Consider the following 20877-nt stretch of genomic DNA (forward strand, 5'->3'; position numbering starts at 1 on the left):
CAAACCACCAGAAAGCGAACGCGTGATCCCTAGCAATGAGAGGGGAGGAGGCTTGGCTCTTTTGAACCCGGTTTTGGCGATGGTCGCAGAAAATCGTTGGTTCGATCAATCAGGAGTTATAAAATGTTCAAATCTATTCCACTCAACAAGCTCGTTGAATCCAAGAAAAATGTCCGCAAGCGGTCTGATCCCGCAACCGATGCATGGCTGAAGGCGGACATTGCAGCGCGTGGATTGTTACAAAATCTGGTCGTTAACGCGATTGCTCGGGGCAAATTTGAGGTCACGGCAGGTGGCCGGCGTCTTAAACAGTTGAAGGCTCTTGCCAACGACAAGGCGATTAAGAAGACCGAGCCGATTACATGCTTGGTTAAAAACGGCGAAGCGCATGAAATCCGGGAAATCAGTCTGGCCGAGAATTTCCAGCGGGTAAAACTCAATCCGGCTGATGAAGCCGAAGCGTTTCAGGATATTGTGAACGACGGCGCAAGCGTTGAAGATGTTGCCATTCGCTTTGGTCAGACCGTTCGCTTTGTCGAAGGGCGTTTGCGGCTCGCCAAGCTCGCACCAGTGGTTTTTGAAGCTTTGGCAAGCGGTGACATCACGCTTGATATCGCGAAAGCTTACGGCGCGACCTCGGATATCGAACGTCAGGCCCAGGTGTTCGAGGAAGTCTCGGGAGGATATTACAGCGTAAATTCCGACAGCATCCGGCGAATGGTTATGGACGCCAGTGTCTTGGCCAGTGATCCCCGCGCTGTTCTAGTTGGACGCGATGCTTATCTCGAGGCGGGCGGCAAAATCGACCGAGAACTTTTTGACGATGATGAAAGTGAAAGCTGGGTTGACGTTGCTGTTCTTGAACGTCTCGCCGTTGAGAAAATGGAATGGCGATCCGACGAGATTAAAGACCAGCATGGTCTTGCCTGGGTAAAGCCAACGCTTGACTGTTATGTCTCGCATGAGTTGATCGAAGGCTTGAACCGGCTTCCTACCGAGCTTGAACCGCTGAGCGAGGAAGCAATCGCGCGTCTTTCCGAGTTGGAAATCGAATACGACAATGAGGCCGTCATTCTCGAAAATGAAGACAGCAGCGAAGATGACGTTTTCGCAGCCGAGAAACGAGTGTCGGAAATCGAAGAGGAAATGCGCTTGCTCAATGATCGCAAGCCAGTTCTGGCAGATGCGCTTCGCAGCGAAGCAGGCGCTTTTCTGGCGCTTGGTAATGACGGGGTACCGACGTTGGTTCCGCAATATTATACGGAAAAGGCTGATGCCCCTATCGAAGATGAAGGCGTCGAACTGGTCGTGGAAGGCGAGGCCGCCAAACCCAAGCGCGCAGCGCTTTCCAAACGACTTGTCGATGAACTGGCGATGCAGCGGCGCGATATTTTGTCGCTTCATGTGGCAAGCGATCCGGCGCTCGCGCTCGATTTTATGATCTTCACGCTTGCTGACGGTGAAAGTCATGATTGGCGGGCAAAGGAGGCATCGACGCTGAAAGGCCCGACCGCCCATGGTCCGGCTCATAATTTCGAGGCAAAGGATGCACCGGCAAGTGCAAGCCTGGCGGAATTGCGCGGGTCGCTGGATGAAAGTTGGAAAGCTGGCACCACTGATGTCGAGCGTTTCATGGCGTTTCGGTCATTGAGCGATGATGCGCGCAGCGCGTGGCTCGGCCATGTTGTCGCGCGAACGCTGGTCGCGAGCCTGAATGTTGAAGGCGACCGGCAAGTCTCACTGCACGATTATCTGGGCGGTATCTTGGAAATCGATATGGCGGCTTGGTGGCGTCCGACTGCGGCCAATTATTTTGACCGTGTACCCAAGGCCAAAACGCTTGGCGGAATGCAAGAAGTTGGCGGTCTGGAACTTTCAAACCGCTACGGCGCGTCCAAAAAAGCCGATCTTGCGGCAACGGCCGAGCGTATCTTCTCCGGAAATTTCATTGCGGAGGCTGAAGTCAAACAAGCCGCTGCCCGGTGGGTTCCGGATGCAATGCGCTTTGTTGATCCGTTAGCGGCTGACGAAGTTCTGGAAGATGAAACTTCGGAAGCCGGCGCATCAGAAGATATTCCAGAGATAGCCGACAGGGCTGCCTGATCCTCCTCCTGACAGGCGGTCTTCTGGCTGAAGCGGCTTGCCTTTTTAAGGCAAGCCGCTTCTTTTCATCAAAATCATGGCAGTAGGCGGTTACCGGGTCGCGGCCAGTTGACCGGCAACTTCCGGCAGTGATGCAATTTCAATGTCCTCAGAATGGGGATAGCTTTCGGAACCTGGATATATCACAAGCTTCCGGTCCGGCTGTATGTCATCGCAGGCATTATAAAAGCCTCTTTCCAATTTTGGCGTCAAGCTTCGCTTGATCTCAATCGCCCACCGTTTGCCTGTGGGCAGCGTCAGAAGGAGATCGATTTCTGCTCCTGCCGATGTCCTGTAAAAATTAGCCAGCGTAGCTTCAGGTGCGGCAGCGATCAGGCTTTCGATGACAAATCCTTCCCAGCTGGCTCCGGCGACCGGATGGCCAAGCAGGGCTTCGAGATTGTCTATGCCCAGTAGCGCGTGAACAATGCCGCTATCACGTACATAAACACGCGGAGATTTGACCAGTCTTTTGCCGGTATTATTGTGCCAGGGTTCAAGACGACGAACGAGCAACAGATCAACCATCAAGTCAAGATAGGAGGCAACCGTCTTTCCATCGACCCCCAGTGATCTTGCGAAATCGGCAGCGTTTAATAGGCCGGACTGATGATGTGCGAGCATGACCCAGAAACGTCTGAGTGTTTCAGCGGCAATTCTCGGCCCCAATTGCGGGATGTCCCGCTCCAGATAGCTGCGGATAAAATCCCTGCGCCAGCGCATGCTCGTCTGATTGCTTTTGGCAAGGTAACTGTCCGGGAATCCACCCCTTACCCAAAGTTCATTCAAGTCACCTGAATCGATTTCAAGAGGGTCAAGTGGCCGCATTTCCAGATAGGAGATGCGGCCCGCCAGACTTTCGCCCGACTGGCGCATCAGGTCCAGAGATGCTGATCCTAACAGGAGGAACCGGCCCGTTCTCCTTCCCTTTTTACGACCTTTGTCAATCAATCCGCGCAAGTTCTGGAAAAGGTCCGGAACACGGTGAACTTCATCGAGGATTACAAGCTTGTCTTCATGGTTACCAAGATAAAGCTCCGGTTCTCTAATTCGGGATCGGTCAGCATCCGATTCCAGATCGAGATAGAGGGAAGGACCGCTTTCACCAATTTCCTGCGCTAGAGTCGTTTTACCCACCTGACGCGGCCCCAGCAAGGCAACTGCGGGGCTTTCAGCCAGTCTTTCAAGCAAAATATCGTGAATTCGGCGGTCAATCATCCTTGTATTTATGGAGTAGAGTTCCAGAATTGCAAGATATATTGAGAGCCTGACTTCCGAATGAGAGAGGATAGGGGGCTTGGGCCTGTCTGATCCAGTAATTTCGCTGGAGATATTCAGGAGAAAACACATGCCCCGGAAACAAAGCCAATCCCCCAAAATATCGCCCGCAGCGCGAATTACAGCAACCATCATTGAAAAACTGGAAGTTGGAACAAAACCCTGGATACAGCCTTGGAGAGGACTTCCAGTCTCACGGCCCTTGCGCAGTTGCGGTACGCCCTATCGCGGAATGAATGTATTCTGGCTCTGGATGATGGCTCAGGAAAGTGGCTTTAATTCTCCTTACTGGATGACTTACCGGCAATGCGCATCGCTTGGCGGTCAGGTTCGCAAGGGCGAAAAATCGTCCATCGCCATATTCTACAAAAGCTATACCAAAGAAATCGAAGCTGCGGATCATGGTGAAGCGCAGGAGGAAACCCGTCGCGTGCTCAAATCCTATGCTATATTCAATGCCGATCAATGCGACGGTCTGCCCGAACGCTACCATCCCAAGGCTGAAGTATTGGATATCGAACCGGAGGGACGAACGGAAAAGCTCGACCAGTTCTTTGGGAATATCGGTGCCAATATCCGCGAGCATGGCAGCAGCGCCTACTATGAACCGGTAGCTGACCGTATTACGATGCCGCCCGTCAGTCTGTTTGATGGCTATGACCAATTTTGTGCGACCCTTTCTCATGAACTTGGTCACTGGTCAGGCCATAAGTCGCGCCTGAATCGTGATCTCAAGAACCGTTTTGGCAGTGCTGCTTATGCCGCCGAAGAGCTGGTAGCAGAGCTTTCCAGTGCCATATTGGGCGCGGAGCTTGGCCTTCCGGTCGGACATCTGGATAATCATGCAAGCTATATCGCCAGTTGGCTAAAGCTGCTCAAAAAGGATGATCGCGCTATACTGACAGCGGCGGGGCGCGCGGAAGAGGCGTCAAATCTGCTGTTGAGCCTTGGCGGTTATGTGCAACAAGAGCCTGGTGAATTATCCGATGCCGCATGATTGAGCAAAAAACTTGCAATCTTGCAAATGAAAGATTATTGTAAATTACATTCATTAGAAAGAAATGAAAATGACTAAACGGGCACTCGAAATAGAACGGAGCGATGATAGGTTGCTAAGTTCTGCAATTGGTAGAATTGCAAAATTCTGGAACCTGAGCAATGTCAAATTAAGTGCGGTGCTGGGCCTGTCGGAAGCAACCATTTCCCGGCTTCGTTCCGGGAAAACATTTCTTGATCCTGCCTCCAAATCTTTTGAAGCCGGTCAGTTTTTGCTGCGCTTGTTCCGCAGTCTGGATGCGCTGCTGGGCAGTGATGACAAGGCGGCCAAATCCTGGCTGGCATCCCATAATCTTGATCTGGACGCAAAACCGATTGATCTGATCGACAGTTTCAAAGGTCTGATGACCGTATGTGACTATGTGGACGCCCACCGCGCTCGCGTCTGAGTTCCGGCGCTATCGCCGGAAAGTCTGGCGGGTTGTGGAAGCGCAGCACCGCATTTCTACCAATCGGCTTGCTGATAGTTTGGAGGATCAATCTCGTCTTGAAGAACTGGCGGAGGATGCAAAGCCTGATCTGCCGAAAGCAGCCCAAGGCCTGCATTATCTTCTCGGCTCACCCTTTCGCTATGGCCACCATATGGCCAGCCGGTTTCGCAAGGCTGATGAACGGCCCGGCATATTCTATGCCAGCGAGCAGGAAGCAACAGCGATTGCAGAGACTGCCTATTGGCGATTGCGCTTTTTCAGCCGGTCGCCGAGTTTTGTGCCGGGGAACCGGACCAGTGAGCATCTGAGTTTTTCCGTTGCCGTTTCGACCTCACGCGCGGTTGATCTTTCCAGGCCGCCATTTGACGCGCAAGCATCAGACTGGACGCATCTGGATGACTATAAAGCCTGTCAGGATTTCGCTGATGTGGCTCGCAAAGCAGATGCGCAGCTTATCCGCACAGTCTCGGTGCGTGATCCGGATGCTGGATATAATAGCGCCATATTTGATCCATCCATATTCGCCGGGAAGACACCGGATTATCGCCAGACTTGGCATTTTCGGTTCGAGCAGGGGCGACTAAACGCCATTGCGGCTTTTCCGGGCGGAGGAAGTCATGCCTTTGAACCGGAGATTTTCGGCCTACCAAACATGCCCCAACACTGATTCCATAATCTCCTAATTGTAGACGTAACTACTGACCGCTTTTTCTCCCCGCAAGAGAGGCCCTGGCCCATCAGGGCTGCGGCGCAACCCCGCGAGGACTGCGGCCCGTGTGGCCCGCGCCAGCCTTGTCTCGCGAGGTTCCCCGCCTGTCGGCGGTGCGCCATGCACCCTGACGGTCCTTTCGGGCTCTTGCGGGATAAAGCGGCAAGGTGCCGAACATCTCCCGCATATCAGGAGAACATCATGGACAATTTATTCAAACAGCAACTTGCTGGTCTTGACCTTTCCGGTCTCACAATCAGCAATTCCCCATTTATATCATCGGATTTTCCAGCCCAGGATGCTATTTCGCAGACACTTGCAGCTGTTTGGTCGGATTTATTCGCTGTCTTTACCGATACCGCGCTTGAAGCCGACGCTGAAGATCTTGCATGGGGCTTCGTCAATCTCTTCCACCGCGCTGCGCAGCGTAAATCAAAGCAGCTTGACCGTGCATCGGATGAGGTCCGGGCACTCATCGCATCTGCTGATGGATCAGAAGTGCATACCAGCAACCTGGAAGAGCAGATTGAGCGCGCGCAAGCGGCAGAAGCCTCGATGATCGCGTTTGAAGAAATGCGCGAGGTTGCAGCGGCGCTCTACCTCGATGAAACGCATAGCTCCTGGAAACCGGTGTCCAGTTCCCGTGCCAATCACGGGGCGATGCTGACCTCTGCCGTCATTCAGGGCCGTGATTTTCTCAAAGCACGCAGCCAGTCCAGACGCAAAGCGCTGATGCCCGAGGGTACGCCAATCATCTTTGCTGGTGGACGCACCAAGCAAAACAGCACCGAAGATGCAAAGACCTTTGCCAACAATGTCTGGGCCACGCTCGACAAGGTGCATAATTCCGTTGCTGAAATGGTGCTGGTCCACGGCGGAGATGGCAAGGGTGCCGACCGTTTAGCTGCATCCTGGGCTGAGCGTCGCGGCGTTGCGCAGCTTACCTTTTCGCTGGATCGCCACTTGGGTGCACGAGCCGGTTTCAAACGCAATGAACAGATGCTGGGTCTTGCACCTCGCTATGTCATTGCCTTTCCAGGGAGCGGCGTATTGGAACGTCTCGTCATCGAAGCCAAGAGACGGCGTATCACGGTCGTTGATCGGCGCGGGCCTCTTGGCGTCAGCCCCAAGACAAAGCCAACCGATACAGGCAGCTAGGCTGTCCGAGCCAGCGCCGCAGCCGCGGTGCTGGCTTTCTTCAGTAAGAGGAAAGGAGGCTCGGGTTTCCCTGAACCGGACACACGGTGTGATCGGCTAAAACAGAACCGGAGGTATTTATCATGGAACCGAGTGAATGGATGACGGACTATTTTGACAAACAGAAGAGCCGCAGCGCGCGTTTGATCCAGTCTTTTCAGCGCAACAAGCCAGCTATTCTTGATGCGCTGCGAGAGGCAAATATCGCGAGTGTTGAACTCAACTATGATGGCATGGGTGACAGCGGTTGTCTGGAAGCTGCTACGTACTATTCGAACGATAACAAGCCAGTCGATTGTTCCGATGCCAAAGTCGCAATTGAAACATTTGAGATCGGCTCAACAATGATCATGCGTAAATCCATGCCTCTGTCGGAAGCACTTGAAACCGTCGCTTATGATGCTCTGGAAGTGCATCATCCGGGATGGGAAATCAATGAAGGGGCCTATGGCCTCTTTAGGATTGAGGTCGAAGAAGGAACAATGGCGCTGTGCTGCAGTCTCCGTGCGACCGAATATTTTGAAACCGAAATTTGGGGAGAGGAATAATGTCGCATTGTCATTATCATGCGCTTTCTTCGGTCCGTAAATGGGGCGGCGAGGCAGGCGATTATCTGCCCCTACATCAATGGTTCGATAAATCGAAAGGAATACTGGCGGACCCGAGGCACCGGGCGCTTCGGCATCATGCCGAAGGCATATTCATGGCTGAATCACTCTTCGGTACGATCATTGTTAACGCCGATGGCCGCGAGGTTCCTGTCCGCTTGATCGGCGAACAGCATGTCGTGGAAGATTTGGGAAATATTCCCTCGTTTGCGGATTAGGCGCGGCTAATCGAACCAAAGGCCTGGATGATGCGAGGGCAACCAAAGCTCGTTACCATTGACGCAAATATGGCGGCGTAAGGCCCGTTCTCGAGCAGCCTGTTCCGTCCTAAGGATTGCCGGTGTTAGATGCGCGTTCCCAACAGATAGCCATCGCGCTGGCCGTTAGACATTCGTGCATCAATCGCGATTGTCGGATCCAATACGAGGCTTGTCAGCGTCTCCTGAAGATCAAATCAACCGAGAGCCAATTCGGCTTTTTCGCGAACCTTCCTGAACCAGGTCAGCCGCATTGCAACCAGCTTTGTTACCGGCCGTGTTGCACCTTTCAGGTGCTGCCCGCACCACCCGGACAAAGCCGGTTTCCCTGAGGCGCTACGCGCCTACGGTGCAATGCGGCTTCTCCCTGTTTCGGGCGTCAGTTCGCAAGCCGGAATGGTTCCGGTTTGAAGATTAAATCAGGAGAATAACAATGACAAATATCGTAGTTTTGGTTGGACGTGTCACTCGCGATCCAGAAAGCCGGGAAACAAACGGCGGTACAACGGTTACAAATCTTTCGGTTGTAACCGACCGTCCCGCCCGCAACAGTGAAGGCAAGACCTACAAGGATGAAAAAGGCTTTACGGTCAAAGATGCAGAATTCCACCGCATCACTTGCTTCAACGGTCTGGGCAAGAATGTTGCCCAATATTGCACCAAGGGCCAGATGGTTTCGATCGAGGGGCGCCTGCATTATACCCAGTGGGAAGATGCCGACAAAATCAAACGCTATGGCTGTGAAATCCTTGCCGACAAGGTGGACTTTCTCACCCGCGGTGCGTCCCAGGATAACAAGGATGCTCCCGACATCGATGAATGATCTTTGATCTTCATCTTGCAAGCAATCAGGCCTCGCCGGTTTCCCGGCGCGGCCTTTTTTATGTTCTTGTGCGTGGAGGTTGATATTAACGCGTTTGAGCAGACCCTCCAATTTTCAGTGTGGCCAGCGCCTGCTCTTCATTCATCTTTCCCAGCGCTATTCCTATGAGCTTGAGGCTTTTTGCGCTAAACGTTTCGATCCCGCTTCCCAGGAACATCCGGCCCAGTTCGGTTGCCGCTTTGGTCTCCAGCTCTTGCTGTTTTGTGTCGAGTTTCGCGCGTTCGCTTTCCAGTTTCTTGAGCGCTGCAAGCGCGCCTGTTTTTCTGGTCATGAGATTTCCTTTTTCTCAGTGTTGACCCCTTGAAACTCCGTAATTGCATATTGTCCCACCTGTAGGAAAATGATTTTTGCGAATGTAATCTGGATGTGGAATACGAATTTGGGGAGGGGTTGCTCACTTGAAGTCCAAGTATGATGCGCGAAGGGCCACCGCGTAAAGGACGACGGGGCCCCACCATTTTACCGCTCTAGCGGCTGCGCCGCTCTGCGCGATAAAATCGTTTCCCCCATCGCCGCTTCGCGGCCGCCTGTTCCAGCCGGTCCTGTGACCCGGTAGCCCTCCACGCATCACGAGACTTGTCGTCATTTTGACAAATTTCAGGAGGTAGTATGACACAGGCAGTTGATACGGTATTTGATGCACAAAGCTATTTTGCGGCGGTAGAAACAGCGGAACGAAGGGCTCTTCACAGCTTCTTCGATCAGCATGTAGTGGAAGACGATGACCAGGGTTATATAGCACTGGACGAAGGAGATTATAACGCGCTACCGACATGGGCAATGAACCGGGTTGTCCATACTGTCCATGGGGCGCTGCTGGATGAATTCTAAGGACGGCACACAGGGCAGGGGCCGGAAACGGTCTCTGCCTTTATTTTTGTTCGCTTCAGAAAGTGGTAGCGCCGAAAATGTCTTTCAAACCTAGCCTCCCGACCGTCGGCCTGAAAGACATTTTCTGCACTGTCGGTTGGCTTAAACCTAACAGGGAGAAACACAAGGTACTTTGCCGAAAGTCGATTCTGTACAATCATTGTGGGAATCGAGTTGCTAACTATCAGGAATAAAGATTATTCAGAATTTCCGTATCGATTCTGGCCATTTGCGACCCGGGCTGGCGTTGATATGGAAAACACCCAAATCGGGTGACATAGGGGCAGCGGAATCCCCATTCTGCTGCCCTTATTTTTTGCTCGTGCTTTAGTTTGAAATTCTAGCCATGGGGTAATTGTGGAGCGCTGATGTCAAGCATCAGCGCGCGTTTTTATCCATGCTATCCACGTGGCATAACGCCACATGATGTAATCGAGAAAATTCCTGGAAATTTACTGCCGAGCTGGGAACAAAAGAGTGCACACCGTACGCAGCTCGCTGCCTTGGATATTTTCATTGATATCAACTGTTTAAGTCCCAAAATCGACCGATGTAACAGACAAATCCTCTAAGACTTGGTGGGTTTTTGCCAAGTCTTAGCCCAATCAAATCGCCGCAAGTTATTGATAATTATAGAAACATAACCGATTGACTTAGACTTGTTCACGATTTATTCTTATTGGGCTTTTCGAAGGGTGAACCAGGTTCTTGAACGTCAAGGAACCTGAGTATGACCAACCATATTTGCTTACAAACCTATCTTTCTTATCCGCTTGCACAGTGGGTCAGATCGGAAGCTGATGACCACGGCGAATGTGTCAGCGTCTTCATTCGCGATCTTGTCATGGCGGCGTATATTACGCAGGATGAAGGTCGTAAGGATACCCTAAAAGACCTCGACAAAGCCCGCGAGATTGTATTTTCCTCCGTAGCACTTGATGCCATTTTAACAGCCCATCCAGATAGTTCGCTTCGGCAAAAAACCCATGATGCTTATGCCCGCCGCCTGCAGCGATTGGGGCTTGCTCCAGCCTCTTCGAATGGAGGCCGTGATGAAGCGTAATATTGTAAACTTCACGCGCGGCAGCCAGCTTCTCGGGCACTTTGGATTCATGTTCGCAAGCGGACTTAAAGCCCCTTTGATCATTGCTGCTGTTCTCTTGCTCGGCATCTCCTATTGGATGGTGACATCGGGTCTTACCGACCATCAGCGTTACCTTGCCGGTATGAACCTTTATGCTTCGCTTTACGCGTTCATGGAGTTTGATCCTACCAAGCCGGTTAATCTTGATCTTGCGGGCGGCGCGAGCATGGAGATGGCGATTGCAGCGGTACCAAATTTCCCTCCGGTAGTGCGGGCAATGGACGAATTATGGACCGCGCTCCGCACGGCTTTGGCCATCTCCGCACTGCTGTTTCTGCCTGCCTTTATCCTGTTCTACTGGGTTGCTGAGTATTTTGGCGGACGGTCGAAAGAAAGCAAACATGAACGCGGCGCGCAGCTTGCCACACTGCCCGAACTGCAAGCAGAAATAACCCGTCACAATGCCAGCGAGCAAGCGTGGGAAATGCGCGCCGCTTTAGGTTGGCGTTGGCGCCTGGCAGGACAGAGTGCGCTTGACAAGGCAGGTTATTACAAGCCCTCGGCAATAGCCGGCGTTCGTTATCCCTGGCGGCTTGAGCAGAGCCATGCGATGCTGATCGGGACAACCGGAACCGGCAAGACCGTGGCCTTGTTGGAGATGATTGACGAGGCTCGTAGAAAGGGACAGCGCGCCGTCATATTCGATTTAACCGGTGCCTTTATCGAACATTTCTATGACCCTTCGCGTGATGTCATATTGAACCCGCTTGATGCCCGCTGTCCGCAATGGAGTGTGTTCAATGATTGCAGCACCATTGCCGAATTTCACAGCGCTGCTGAAGCAATAGTACCCCAGGATGGCGGCGGCGATGACCAGTTCTGGGTTATTGGTGCCCGCTCGGTATTTGTGCAATCCTGCATGCAACTGATGAAGGCGGGAACGCCAACCAACGAGGCGCTCGCAAACAAGCTGATTACGGCCGATCTCACAGATGTTCATAAGCTCCTAAAGGGTACTGTCGCGGAGCAACTGACCGCGCCCAAAGCGGCCCGCATGGCAACTTCGATCCGGGCTGTGTTTAATGCCAATGCCGAGGCTTTAATGCTGCTGCCCAAACATGGCCCGCACTTCTCAATCCGCGACTGGATAAAAGATGAATCCGCGCGCGGCGGGATCATATTTATATCCGCGCGATACGTAGACATGAGTATCTGTTCCAAGCTGCTGACATTGTGGATGGACACCGCGATGAACACCCTCATGTCGATGAGCCGGACATCCGATTTGCGGGTGTGGTTCATGATTGATGAGCTGGGCGCATTGCACCGGTTGCCAGCGCTGGAAAAAGGTTTGCAAACGGCCCGCAATTTTGGCGGCGCTATCGTGACTGGTATTCATGCATTTGCCAAACTCAAGGAGGTGTATGGTGAAAATATGGCGATGACATTGTCTTCGCTTGCGCGCACCAAATTAATCCTGGCTACAGCCGACCGGGAAACGGCAACATGGTGTTCGGACTTTATCGGTCACCGGCAAATACGCGACATGGAAGAAGGCTATAGTTACGGCTATAACAATGCCCGTGATGCGGTCAGCCTGACCCCAAGAAGGCAGATCGAGCCATTGCTGCTACCCGATCAGTTTATGAACTTGCCGCGCCTTAACGGCTATATCAAATTTCCCGATGGCTTTCCCGCTGCGCCGGTTAAACTGATCCCGCAATCCTGGCCCAGTCTAGCCGAAGGATATATTGCGCGGGCATTTGATGAACCCGATGAAACGGGTGAATCCAGTGCACCCCGGAAAGAACCTCTGCTGTCTTCCAAGCCTGACAGGACAGATAAAAATAGCCACGGCGGGGAGGTAGAACCAGCAGCGGACGCCGATGACAATGAAGAAGGCGTCAAACAATCTGCGGCCGATCAAAAGGAGTTTGCCTTTCGGGAACCAGTAGAAATCATCGATGTCCAATTGTCCGATGAGCCTCAAGATAAAATACTCAAGGATGGCACAGCGGATCCGGCTACCGATGGTCCGGTTAAATCGCTCGGCAAGGATGAGCAGGCGCCATCACCGTCTCCCGAAGATGACAAACAGCAGCGCTCTGATCTGCCTGATCCATCCGATCCGGCAAACAAGGCCCGGTCGCTCAGCGGTTCGCCGCGTGATGCTGGCCGCGACCTGCGCGAAGGCGCTGTGCGCGATGAGCCGGACCGCGATATCGGCGAATATGACATGTGAAACCTGCGCGGTGGAGGGCGCGCCCTAATTATGGGAATTGATTATGCTCTCCGCTTCCAATGTCCGCTCTGCGGGCGGCGCTGCCACTTATTTTGCGGCGGATAACTATTATACCAAAGCCGATGCGGATCGGTCCGGCCAATGGATTGGAGAAGGAGCCGAGCGGTTAGGTCTAAAAGGTCAAGTAGATGCGCCGGCCTTTGAAGCTCTGCTGCGCGGTGAATTGCCAAATGGCGAGCGTGTTGGCAGCGATAAACAATATCACCGCGCCGGAACCGATCTTACTTTCTCGCTGCCCAAAAGCTGGTCGTTAATCGCTCTGGTGGGCGGCGATAAACGGATCATCGATGCCTACCGGACTGCGGTGACCGAGACGCTGCAATGGGCCGAGGAAAATGTCGCAGAAACACGAGTTTTCTCTCGCGGGAAGATCAAGACCGTTGGTACCGGCAATCTCACGATTGGACTGTTTCAGCATGATACCAATCGCAATTCTGAACCCAATGTTCATTTTCACGCGGTTGTCGCCAATATCACCCAAGGCCCGGACGCCAAATGGCGGGCGCTGCATAATGACAAACTTTGGTCGAACAACACGTTTCTGAACAGCATGACGATGGCGCGCTTTCGCCTTGAAATCGAAAAGCTTGGCTATCAGCCTGCCCATCAAGGCAAGCACGGTAATTTTGAAGCCGCAGGTATATCGCGCGAAGCGGTCATGGCCTTTTCTACGCGCCGACAGGAGGTGCTTGATGCGCGCCGGGGACCAGGACTGGAAGCTGGCAAGATTGCCGCTCTGGCCACCCGTGCGCCCAAAGAAGCCATAAAGGACAGGGATGCCTTGTCTACAACATGGCAGGAAGCAGCAAAGGCGATGGATCTCGATCTTGGCGGATTGATCGACAAAGCCAATATTCGCGCAGCAGGTTTGGAAATTGACAAACATCCCAATCTGTCGCTGGCCCAAAAAGGGATGATTTTCCTGCGCGCGTTTGCAGAAAAAATTCAGGGATTTGGTCCAAAGCCTTCCGCCGATCCTTTGGTGCCAGTGCATATCCTGAACAAACCCCGCGAAGAGATAGCTGCAGCGCAGGCGACCGCTTCAGCCATTCGCCATCTGGCGCAGCGCGAAGCAGCCTTTGGGGTTCATGATGTTTACAAGACAGCTTTGGATTTTGGCCTACCGACATCCATTGCCCATGTTGAACGCCGCGTGAGGGCGCTGGTCAGGGAAGGTGAGCTTGTTCGGGGCAAAGGACGCGACCGCGATTTTGTCACCACGCGCGATGCTTTACAGATCGAGCAGCGCATAATTGGACAGGTAGAAGCGGGCAGGGGCAAGTCAGAGCCTTTTTTGTCATCGGGCATGGCAGGCGATCAGCTGCAAGCGGTCGCGGGTCTTAACTTTGGGATGACACTTAACGAAGGACAAGAGTCCGCAGGCCGGATGATATTATCATCGTCCAACCGCATTATCGCGGTGCAGGGCATTGCCGGGGCAGGCAAGAGCAGCCTTCTTAAACCCGTCTCGCAGCTTCTTGGCGAGAATGGTAAAACGGTTCTGGGTCTCGCCGTCCAGAATACGCTCGTCCAGATGCTCGAACGCGATACCGGGATTGCGTCGATGACCCTGGCGCGCTTCATCGGAAGTCACAAAAACCTCCTACAGGAGGGAGCGGATAAAAATGCTCTCACAGAAGCCAAAGCCGCCATGAAAGACCATGTGCTGGTACTCGACGAGGCCTCGATGGTATCCAATGTCGAAAAAGAAAAGCTGGTCCGGCTCGCAAACCTGCTCGAGGTCGACCGTCTGGTGATGATCGGGGACAAGAAGCAGCTTGGCGCTGTCGATGCCGGCAAGCCCTTTGCGCTTGTACAGGCCTCGGGCATTGATACTGCAAAAATGATCACCAATTTGCGGGCTCGCGATAAGACACTGCGCCGCGCGCAATATTCAGCCCAGGCTGGTAATATTGGCGAGGCCATGTCCTATTTGAAGGACCATATTGTTGAAACCAAAGAGGGCAGCGCCCTAATCGCCGCCGAACGTTGGCTGGCGCTCTCGCCCGAGGAACGAAAATCCACTGCCATTTATGCTTCGGGACGGGCGCTGCGCACAGCCGTCAATGAAGCGGTGCAAACGGGACTTAAACAAAATAATGAACTGGGAAAACGCGGGCTGAGCCTTGAAACATTCTCCCGCGTCAACAGCACCCGCGAAGAACTGCGTTATATTCACAACTACAATCCCGGCATGATGATCGAACTCAAGGCTGCAGATCGCAGTCAGCGCTTGGGCAAAGGGCAATATCATGTCGTCTCGGTTGATGATCGCGCAAAACAGCTTGTTCTAAAGGATCGCAAGGGCAGGGAACGGAGCTTCCAGGTCAGCAAACTGCGCGCCAATGCTGCTGAGGATCAGATCGCTCTATATGAAAAGAAGCAGCTTGGTATTTATGCTGGCGATAAAATCCGCTGGACCGACAGCGATCACAAACGCGGATTGTTCAATGCCGATCAGGCAAATATTACAGCAATTGATGCTGGGCATGTTCACTTGCGAACATCTTCCGGCATCGAACATCGTCTGCCCCATAAAGATCCCATGCTAAAACGTATTGATCTGGCTTACGCGCTCAACGCCCATATGGCGCAGGGGCTAACTTCTGATAGCGGGATCGCGGTCATGGATAGCCGCGAGCGCAATCTCTCAAACAAACAGACGTTTCTGGTGACAATTACCCGATTGCGCGATGGATTGACGCTCATCGTTGACAACCGCGAGAAACTGGAAGCGGCAGTGGAGAAAAATGACGGCGCAAAAACATCGGCGCTCGAAGTGACCGCACGTCTGGGCAAAGCTGCTGCCACCGGACTTGCGAAAGGCCAGGACATTGCGCCCAAAGAACCGCAAAAGGACCAGCGAGAACTTGAGAAAGAGCACAGCAAGCCATTGGATATGGGAATTTAGATGGTCTCAGAGCAAACCTCTGATCAAAGCGCGCGACCAAACCAAAGCACGCGGCCTGCTATATGGACCGTGCTGCGATCAACATCTTCCCAGGTCGGATAGGCCGGATTATCGCTGGCAATGGTAATGAAAGGACTATCGGGGCGTAGCGCAATGCGCTTTACCACCAGCGTGTCATCGACCCGCATCACATAGATTCCATCGCGCAGCCGCGAACCATGGTCAGAGGCGTCCACGAGAACGTCATCGCCATCCGACAGGGTCGGTTCCATCGAATCGCCCATGACGCGGACGACCGAAAGGCTGGCGCCTCTAGCCGGTGTCAGTTTGCGCAGCCAGCGTTTATCGAATGAGAAACGTGTTTTCCTATCCTCACTTGTCGCCAGCGCGCCATGTCCTGCAGAAACGTTGACATCAAGCACAGGGACTTCGACCATGCCGTCACTGCCAGTTGGCGGCGGCCCGCCCAATAGTTGTTCGTCAACGCCGTAAAAACTCGCCAGCCTAAGTCTGTCCTCCTGATCCAGCTTGCGCGGCGTGCCGCGCTTTATGAACTGCTGGATATAGGCTGCATTACGGCCAAGCATTTTTGAGAGGCCGGAATAATCATCCCGGTTTTCGCGGATCAGCCGTTCCAGAGTTTCTCGTACATCATCCATCTTTTGTGCCTTTCGACCCCTCAATAGGATTTATCCTAGACAATATGTAATCTTCCTACTAGGAACATAACAGGAACACAAGTAGTTTATGATTCGAGGAGGCCTCATGTGAAACTGTTGGATCGTATCGAAAAGCATCTCAAGCAAACACATATGTCACCGACGCGGTTTGGCAGGCGCGCCGTGGGTGATCCGAGGTTTGTTTTGGATTTGCGGGAAGGACGCAGGCCGCGCGCACGGACATTGAAGAAAGTGGAGGAATATTTGCGGAAACAAGAAGCTTTTAGCTCGGAATCACAACCACTTGGGCTCAACAATAGTTGATGCGGTTTATTCGATTCAGATCGAACGTGAGGCCTATAGGCAATTAGTGTACGGACACCTTAAGAATTTACTCAGACTATCGTGCCAAATATAGTTTCGCATTGATCTTCCAATACGGAGCCATTTGATTTAGCATGAAATTGAAAATGCGAAAACTGTACTACTGCTGAATACGCGGCTCTGGTCTTAAGGGTTAGTATTGTTTTCTTGCATTTCTAACATCAAAGGTTTTGGGGCATATTGTAAACTTAGACATTGGCGAGAATTGGGGGTCGGCATGAAACGACTAGTCTTTTGTTTTGACGGGACTTGGAATAAGCTTGCCGCCGACTCACCGACTAATGTTGTGCTGTTGGCAGAGATGACCAAGCCGATCGCATCCGATGGTACGCCTCAGTTAATCTACTATGACGAAGGTATCGGTACCGCTAAGGATGAACGGTTTCGCGGTGGCGCATTTGGCAAGGGGATGATGGATAACATCCGGGATGCCTATCGCTTTTTGCTGTTCAATTACGAACCCGGCGATCATATTTTTGCTTTCGGTTTCTCCCGGGGGGCCTTCACGGCCCGCTCGTTTGTCGGTTTTATCCGACATGCCGGAATATTGAATGTCGATAGCGCCAAAGAAATCGAAGAAGCGATCGGACTTTATAAGGCAGTTTTCAAGGGTGATGGCGATGACTCGCTTGATGCGCTCATATTCCGTTCCCAATATTCTTCACAAATCTGTGTGAGCGAGTGGGATAAGGACTGGCGGCAGGAGAATTGCAGCGATATGGACTGGCGCGATGTGCCTATCCTGCAAATCAAATATATCGGTGTTTGGGACACGGTGGCGGCGCTGGGCTGTCCCAAATTTATTCCTGGAGCCACCTGGATAAACCGAAAATTCAAGTTTCACGATGCCAAATTAACCAGCAAGGTGCAGGCGGCGCGCCATGCTGTGGCAATCGATGAGCGCCGTGTCTTGTTTGAGCCTGTCCTGTGGAACAACGTGGCGGATCTGAACACCGACCAAGACTGGTCGATGTATGATCCCCACGCCCCATATCAGCAAAAATGGTTTCCTGGCGTTCATGGTTCGGTCGGCGGCGGCGGTCCGGAACGGGGGCTTTCAGATGCAACGCTAGCCTGGGTTTTGAAGGGTGCCAGAGCGCAAGGACTAGAAGTTCGCAACGGCCCGGAATCACGAGCCTATGAAATTTCCCCCAACCATTTGGCTCCCTTGCAGAACGATCCCGAGGTTGCGCGCAGCGCCAACTCGCTCATCGGCAAGTTGAAGAGCGCCATGCTTTCTTCGGACCGTGTCGGACCAAATGATATTGTCCAGGTCAGCGCAAGCGCTCGCCGCCGCTGGAACGCTGAACCTAGTGCAGGACGAGGTGCTGCTGCGTATCGGCCAAAGACTCTGGGCGCCGTTGCTTCTAGGATGACGGTATTGGGCGTGGATGCTGAGGGATCAGATGACGAAATTGCACTGGTCCATCCAGTAGTGCGTGGCGACACGCTGGGAAAACTGGCGGCAAAATATTTGGGTAACAAGAACAGATATGACGAGATTTTCAATCTCAATCGGGATCAACTCGATGATCCTGATGACATATTCGTTGGGATGGCCTTAAAGATTCCACCGGATCATTTGACGGGCAATGGAGCAGGAGGAGGAGATCATGTTACTGACTAGAACCGCCATATTTGGATTCTTGCTGTGGTTCATATCGAGTGCGGCCAATGCTCAGGAACTGGAGATTACGAACATCAGGGTGGGGCAGGGCGATGCGACCCTGATTCAAGGGCCACCGGCTGCTGATGGCAGCCGAGTCAATATACTCTTCGACGGAGGAGATGTCGCGGCTTATAATGGCGGCAAAGTTATTGGTGCGGTGCTATCCAAACATGGGGTCAAATCCCTCGATTATCTGATCGTCTCGCATTACGACGTCGATCACATTGGCGGAATTGTGTCTGGCCCTCACCATGGCGACAGCTTTCTTCTGGGCTGGAATAAGACGCCGGGCGGCATAGGCGATGACGACAATGATGGAAACGACGGTTGGGTCGGAGGAGCGGCCTCATTTGCACCGGACAAGGATGAGATCGGCCGCGGAGATGACATTCCCGTGCGATCCTTCGTTGATCGCGGCGATACGCCTGCTGCGACCAGCCAAGCCTACAGAAAGTACAGGCTATTGGCCGAATCTATGGGCGAGCGTGTGTCGTTGAGCAACCAGGCTAGCGTCGATGGTTTTGAGATTGATCTAGGTTCCGGCTCAAAAATGACCGCGCTAGCCGGCAACGGATATGTCAGGAACCGTGGTAGCCGGGTTGCAAGGGTGAACACGGAGAATGAGCGCAGCCTCTCCTTTCTCGTCAGCTACAAGGATTTCCATTTTTTGATTTCAGGCGACATGATTGGCAGGACCTATGGCAGCGAAGATGCGAAAGTGGAAAGCGCGGTCGGAGATGTTATCCAAAATATGGGGATCATTGTCGATGTTCTGCATGTCGACCATCACGGTGGCAATAATGGCTCTGACAGCGTGTTTCTTGAAAAGATCAAACCGGTCATTGCAATCATATCTGCGGGCAACGACAATGACTATCACCATCCTCATGATGAAACCTTGCAGCGCCTAGAACAGGCAAAGGTATATAGGATCATTCAAACGGCATGGGGTGCCACCGAGAGCGTCGGAGATGAAGTGCGCCGGGTCCAGGCCATCTATCAAGGCGATGTTGTCGTCACTTCGGACGGCGATAATTACACCGTATCTACGAGCCGGACGTTCAAAGCCGATGATAATCCGCGCAGATGATTGAGTGAAATTATGCCAGTAGGAGCCAATATGTCCTCAATGAGCAAAGGTGCCATTATCTTGGGCGTTGTCGTCATATTGGCATTGGCAGCGCTATTCATCTTTGGTGTCGGCAAGATCGGGCCTGACGGTGGTAGCGTCGATATCGACATGGACAAGAAAACGATTTCGTGGAAGTCCTTTGAGCGCAAAGAAGATTTGTTCGCCGAATTAAACAAACTGCAAAACGAGAAGCCGGAATTTTTGGCTGTCTGGCTGAGAACCAAAGGATATCTCAAAACCGATGATGCGGTCGCTTTGCGCGAATCCGGCTTTTTTAAGACCGACGATCCGCAGCTGATATCAAAATTTCAGGAAAAACTACCCGCTTTGCGGATTTCGCAGAATTCGGATGCCCTTTTCTCGGACATACGGAAAAGTGTGGATATTGCCAAAAATGACCTCGTCATTGCGAGATTAAGGACACTTTCTGAAACCGGTACGTCGCCGTTTCATTTCCTGGGAAACGCCTATCAGGCAGCTTCTCCGAGATCGGGCCAATATCAGCCCGAAAGAGGTTTCGCGTATGTCCGGCAAGGCAGCGAATTAGAGCGGCAACTTAATGGCAAGATTGGCCGTTTCTACAACGCTAATAGCAATCGGTCATTGGAGCTCAGAGTAAGATCCTCTGCGATTAGTCCCGAGGTTGATATTTGGTTTAATAGGTCACAATTTTGCAGGCTAGGCTTGACCCAAGGGATTGAATCGATTGAGGTTGGTCCTTCCGCTGTCTCCTACGGTAATTACGACCCAGAAATTGCGGATCGGCATTTTACGACATCGCCTTTATCCGCAAGAGAATGCGCAGCCGTCGAAGACGAAACTTCCTTGGCACCTTAAATCTCGGAGATAAGGAATTTGTTCTTTTCCTCAATTATCTACCTATTTTTTGTGCATGTAGCAGGCTGCGGGCCAAAATTCATTGATACAAGTATGCAGGCCGATGTATGATGAAAGATTGTATTTTTACATTTGGCGTGTTGGTATTGAATTGGGTAAATATTAGCGAAGCAATTCCTGCACGACAGAAGGTTTGCGCGCGATCAATGCTAGGAGCACCTGAGCGGGGCCGCTTGGATCTCTTCGGCCATGTTCCCAATTGAGTAATGTACCTTTTGCAACTCCAATGCTGCGGGCGAAGTCTGTTTGCGACAGGCCGGTTTTTTGCCGAATGTCAACGACATCGACGCTCGGTACTTCAATTTTGTGAACACGAGCGCCTTTAGTCTGGCCTTCGGCGAAAGCTAAGGCTTCATTCAACCCTTTTTCAATAGTATCGTAAGCGCTCATTTCTTTTCTCCATATGCC

General features: G+C 52.5%; 18 protein-coding genes and 1 pseudogene. 15 read left to right on the forward strand and 4 right to left on the reverse strand.

Translation table 11 applies throughout. The features are described from left to right. Positions 1 to 123: 123 nt before the first annotated feature. Positions 124 to 2103 carry a ParB/RepB/Spo0J family partition protein gene (locus V7680_RS11170; RefSeq protein ID WP_335653354.1) on the forward strand — a complete coding sequence of 660 codons (1980 nt, stop codon included), beginning with the start codon at positions 124 to 126 and terminating at the stop codon, positions 2101 to 2103. A gap of 90 nt (positions 2104 to 2193) precedes the next feature. On the opposite strand, the gene V7680_RS11175 is transcribed toward V7680_RS11170, so the two are convergent. After that, a complete protein-coding gene (locus tag V7680_RS11175; protein WP_335653355.1) occupies positions 2194 to 3555 on the reverse strand; it encodes an ATP-binding protein in 1362 nt (453 codons plus the stop codon). On the opposite strand from V7680_RS11175, the gene V7680_RS11180 reads away from it, so the two are divergent. The 7 genes and pseudogenes from V7680_RS11180 (at position 3491) to V7680_RS11210 (ending at position 8501) form a co-directional block, all read left to right on the forward strand. Then, complete coding sequence (locus tag V7680_RS11180) at positions 3491 to 4417, forward strand: ArdC family protein (RefSeq protein WP_335653356.1); 927 nt, start codon at positions 3491 to 3493, stop codon at positions 4415 to 4417. The two genes, V7680_RS11175 and V7680_RS11180, sit on opposite strands and share 65 nt — an antisense overlap. Before the next feature lie 70 nt (positions 4418 to 4487). Then, entirely contained in the window at positions 4488 to 4865 is a 378-nt protein-coding gene (locus tag V7680_RS11185) for an MbcA/ParS/Xre antitoxin family protein (RefSeq protein ID WP_335653357.1), read from the forward strand. Continuing rightward, a complete protein-coding gene (locus tag V7680_RS11190; protein ID WP_335653358.1) occupies positions 4837 to 5574 on the forward strand; it encodes an RES family NAD+ phosphorylase in 738 nt (245 codons plus the stop codon). The genes V7680_RS11185 and V7680_RS11190 overlap by 29 nt, the downstream gene beginning before the upstream one ends. Positions 5575 to 5817: 243 nt before the next feature. Continuing rightward, positions 5818 to 6774, forward strand: a complete 957-nt coding sequence (locus V7680_RS11195; RefSeq protein ID WP_335653359.1) for a DUF2493 domain-containing protein — start codon at positions 5818 to 5820, stop codon at positions 6772 to 6774. Between the two features lie 122 nt (positions 6775 to 6896). Continuing rightward, positions 6897 to 7361 carry a DUF6878 family protein gene (locus tag V7680_RS11200; protein WP_335653360.1) on the forward strand — a complete coding sequence of 155 codons (465 nt, stop codon included), beginning with the start codon at positions 6897 to 6899 and terminating at the stop codon, positions 7359 to 7361. Continuing rightward, a pseudogene (locus V7680_RS11205) lies at positions 7361 to 7636 on the forward strand (DUF6915 family protein); the annotation flags it as partial. The gene V7680_RS11200 and the pseudogene V7680_RS11205, both read left to right, overlap by 1 nt. Before the next feature lie 475 nt (positions 7637 to 8111). Next, positions 8112 to 8501: a single-stranded DNA-binding protein gene (locus V7680_RS11210; protein WP_066746344.1), complete on the forward strand. Its 390-nt coding sequence runs from the start codon at positions 8112 to 8114 to the stop codon at positions 8499 to 8501. Positions 8502 to 8586: 85 nt separating this feature from the next. Here V7680_RS11210 and V7680_RS11215 read toward each other — a convergent pair whose 3' ends face one another. Beyond that, entirely contained in the window at positions 8587 to 8832 is a 246-nt protein-coding gene (locus V7680_RS11215) for a DUF6437 family protein (protein WP_335653361.1), read from the reverse strand. 338 nt (positions 8833 to 9170) lie between these two features. Between V7680_RS11215 and V7680_RS11220 the strand changes: the two genes are divergently transcribed. The 4 genes from V7680_RS11220 (at position 9171) to mobF (ending at position 15728) form a co-directional block, all read left to right on the forward strand. Then, a complete protein-coding gene (locus tag V7680_RS11220) occupies positions 9171 to 9392 on the forward strand; it encodes a hypothetical protein (RefSeq protein ID WP_335653362.1) in 222 nt (73 codons plus the stop codon). Positions 9393 to 10161: 769 nt separating this feature from the next. Continuing rightward, positions 10162 to 10494 carry a hypothetical protein gene (locus V7680_RS11225; RefSeq protein WP_335653363.1) on the forward strand — a complete coding sequence of 111 codons (333 nt, stop codon included), beginning with the start codon at positions 10162 to 10164 and terminating at the stop codon, positions 10492 to 10494. After that, positions 10484 to 12757 (forward strand): type IV secretion system DNA-binding domain-containing protein, encoded by a 2274-nt coding sequence (locus V7680_RS11230; protein ID WP_335653364.1) that lies wholly within the window; start codon positions 10484 to 10486, stop codon positions 12755 to 12757. Before V7680_RS11225 ends, V7680_RS11230 begins: the two co-directional genes overlap by 11 nt. 43 nt (positions 12758 to 12800) lie before the next feature. Beyond that, a complete protein-coding gene (gene mobF / locus V7680_RS11235) occupies positions 12801 to 15728 on the forward strand; it encodes a MobF family relaxase (RefSeq protein ID WP_335653365.1) in 2928 nt (975 codons plus the stop codon). A 23-nt stretch (positions 15729 to 15751) separates the two neighbouring features. Here mobF and V7680_RS11240 read toward each other — a convergent pair whose 3' ends face one another. Continuing rightward, positions 15752 to 16387 (reverse strand): S24 family peptidase, encoded by a 636-nt coding sequence (locus tag V7680_RS11240; protein ID WP_335653366.1) that lies wholly within the window; start codon positions 16385 to 16387, stop codon positions 15752 to 15754. A gap of 523 nt (positions 16388 to 16910) precedes the next feature. Between V7680_RS11240 and V7680_RS11245 the strand changes: the two genes are divergently transcribed. From V7680_RS11245 to V7680_RS11255, 3 genes are read left to right on the forward strand one after another with little or no spacing between them, the layout of a single operon-like run. Beyond that, the gene (locus V7680_RS11245) at positions 16911 to 18398 is read left to right on the forward strand and encodes a phospholipase effector Tle1 domain-containing protein (RefSeq protein WP_335653367.1); all 1488 of its coding nucleotides are present in this window, start codon (positions 16911 to 16913) and stop codon (positions 18396 to 18398) included. Continuing rightward, positions 18385 to 19530 (forward strand): ComEC/Rec2 family competence protein, encoded by a 1146-nt coding sequence (locus V7680_RS11250; protein ID WP_335653368.1) that lies wholly within the window; start codon positions 18385 to 18387, stop codon positions 19528 to 19530. The genes V7680_RS11245 and V7680_RS11250 overlap by 14 nt, the downstream gene beginning before the upstream one ends. A 39-nt stretch (positions 19531 to 19569) precedes the next feature. Beyond that, positions 19570 to 20409, forward strand: coding sequence for a hypothetical protein (locus V7680_RS11255; protein ID WP_335653369.1), 840 nt, complete (start codon positions 19570 to 19572; stop codon positions 20407 to 20409). Positions 20410 to 20571: 162 nt separating this feature from the next. Here the strand turns inward: V7680_RS11255 and V7680_RS11260 are convergent. Then, positions 20572 to 20877, reverse strand: a 306-nt coding sequence (locus V7680_RS11260) for a helix-turn-helix domain-containing protein (RefSeq protein ID WP_335653370.1), incomplete at its 5' end; no start/stop codon positions are given.

The sequence above is a fragment of the Parasphingorhabdus sp. genome (assembly GCF_036963705.1).
GTDB lineage: Bacteria > Pseudomonadota > Alphaproteobacteria > Sphingomonadales > Sphingomonadaceae > Parasphingorhabdus.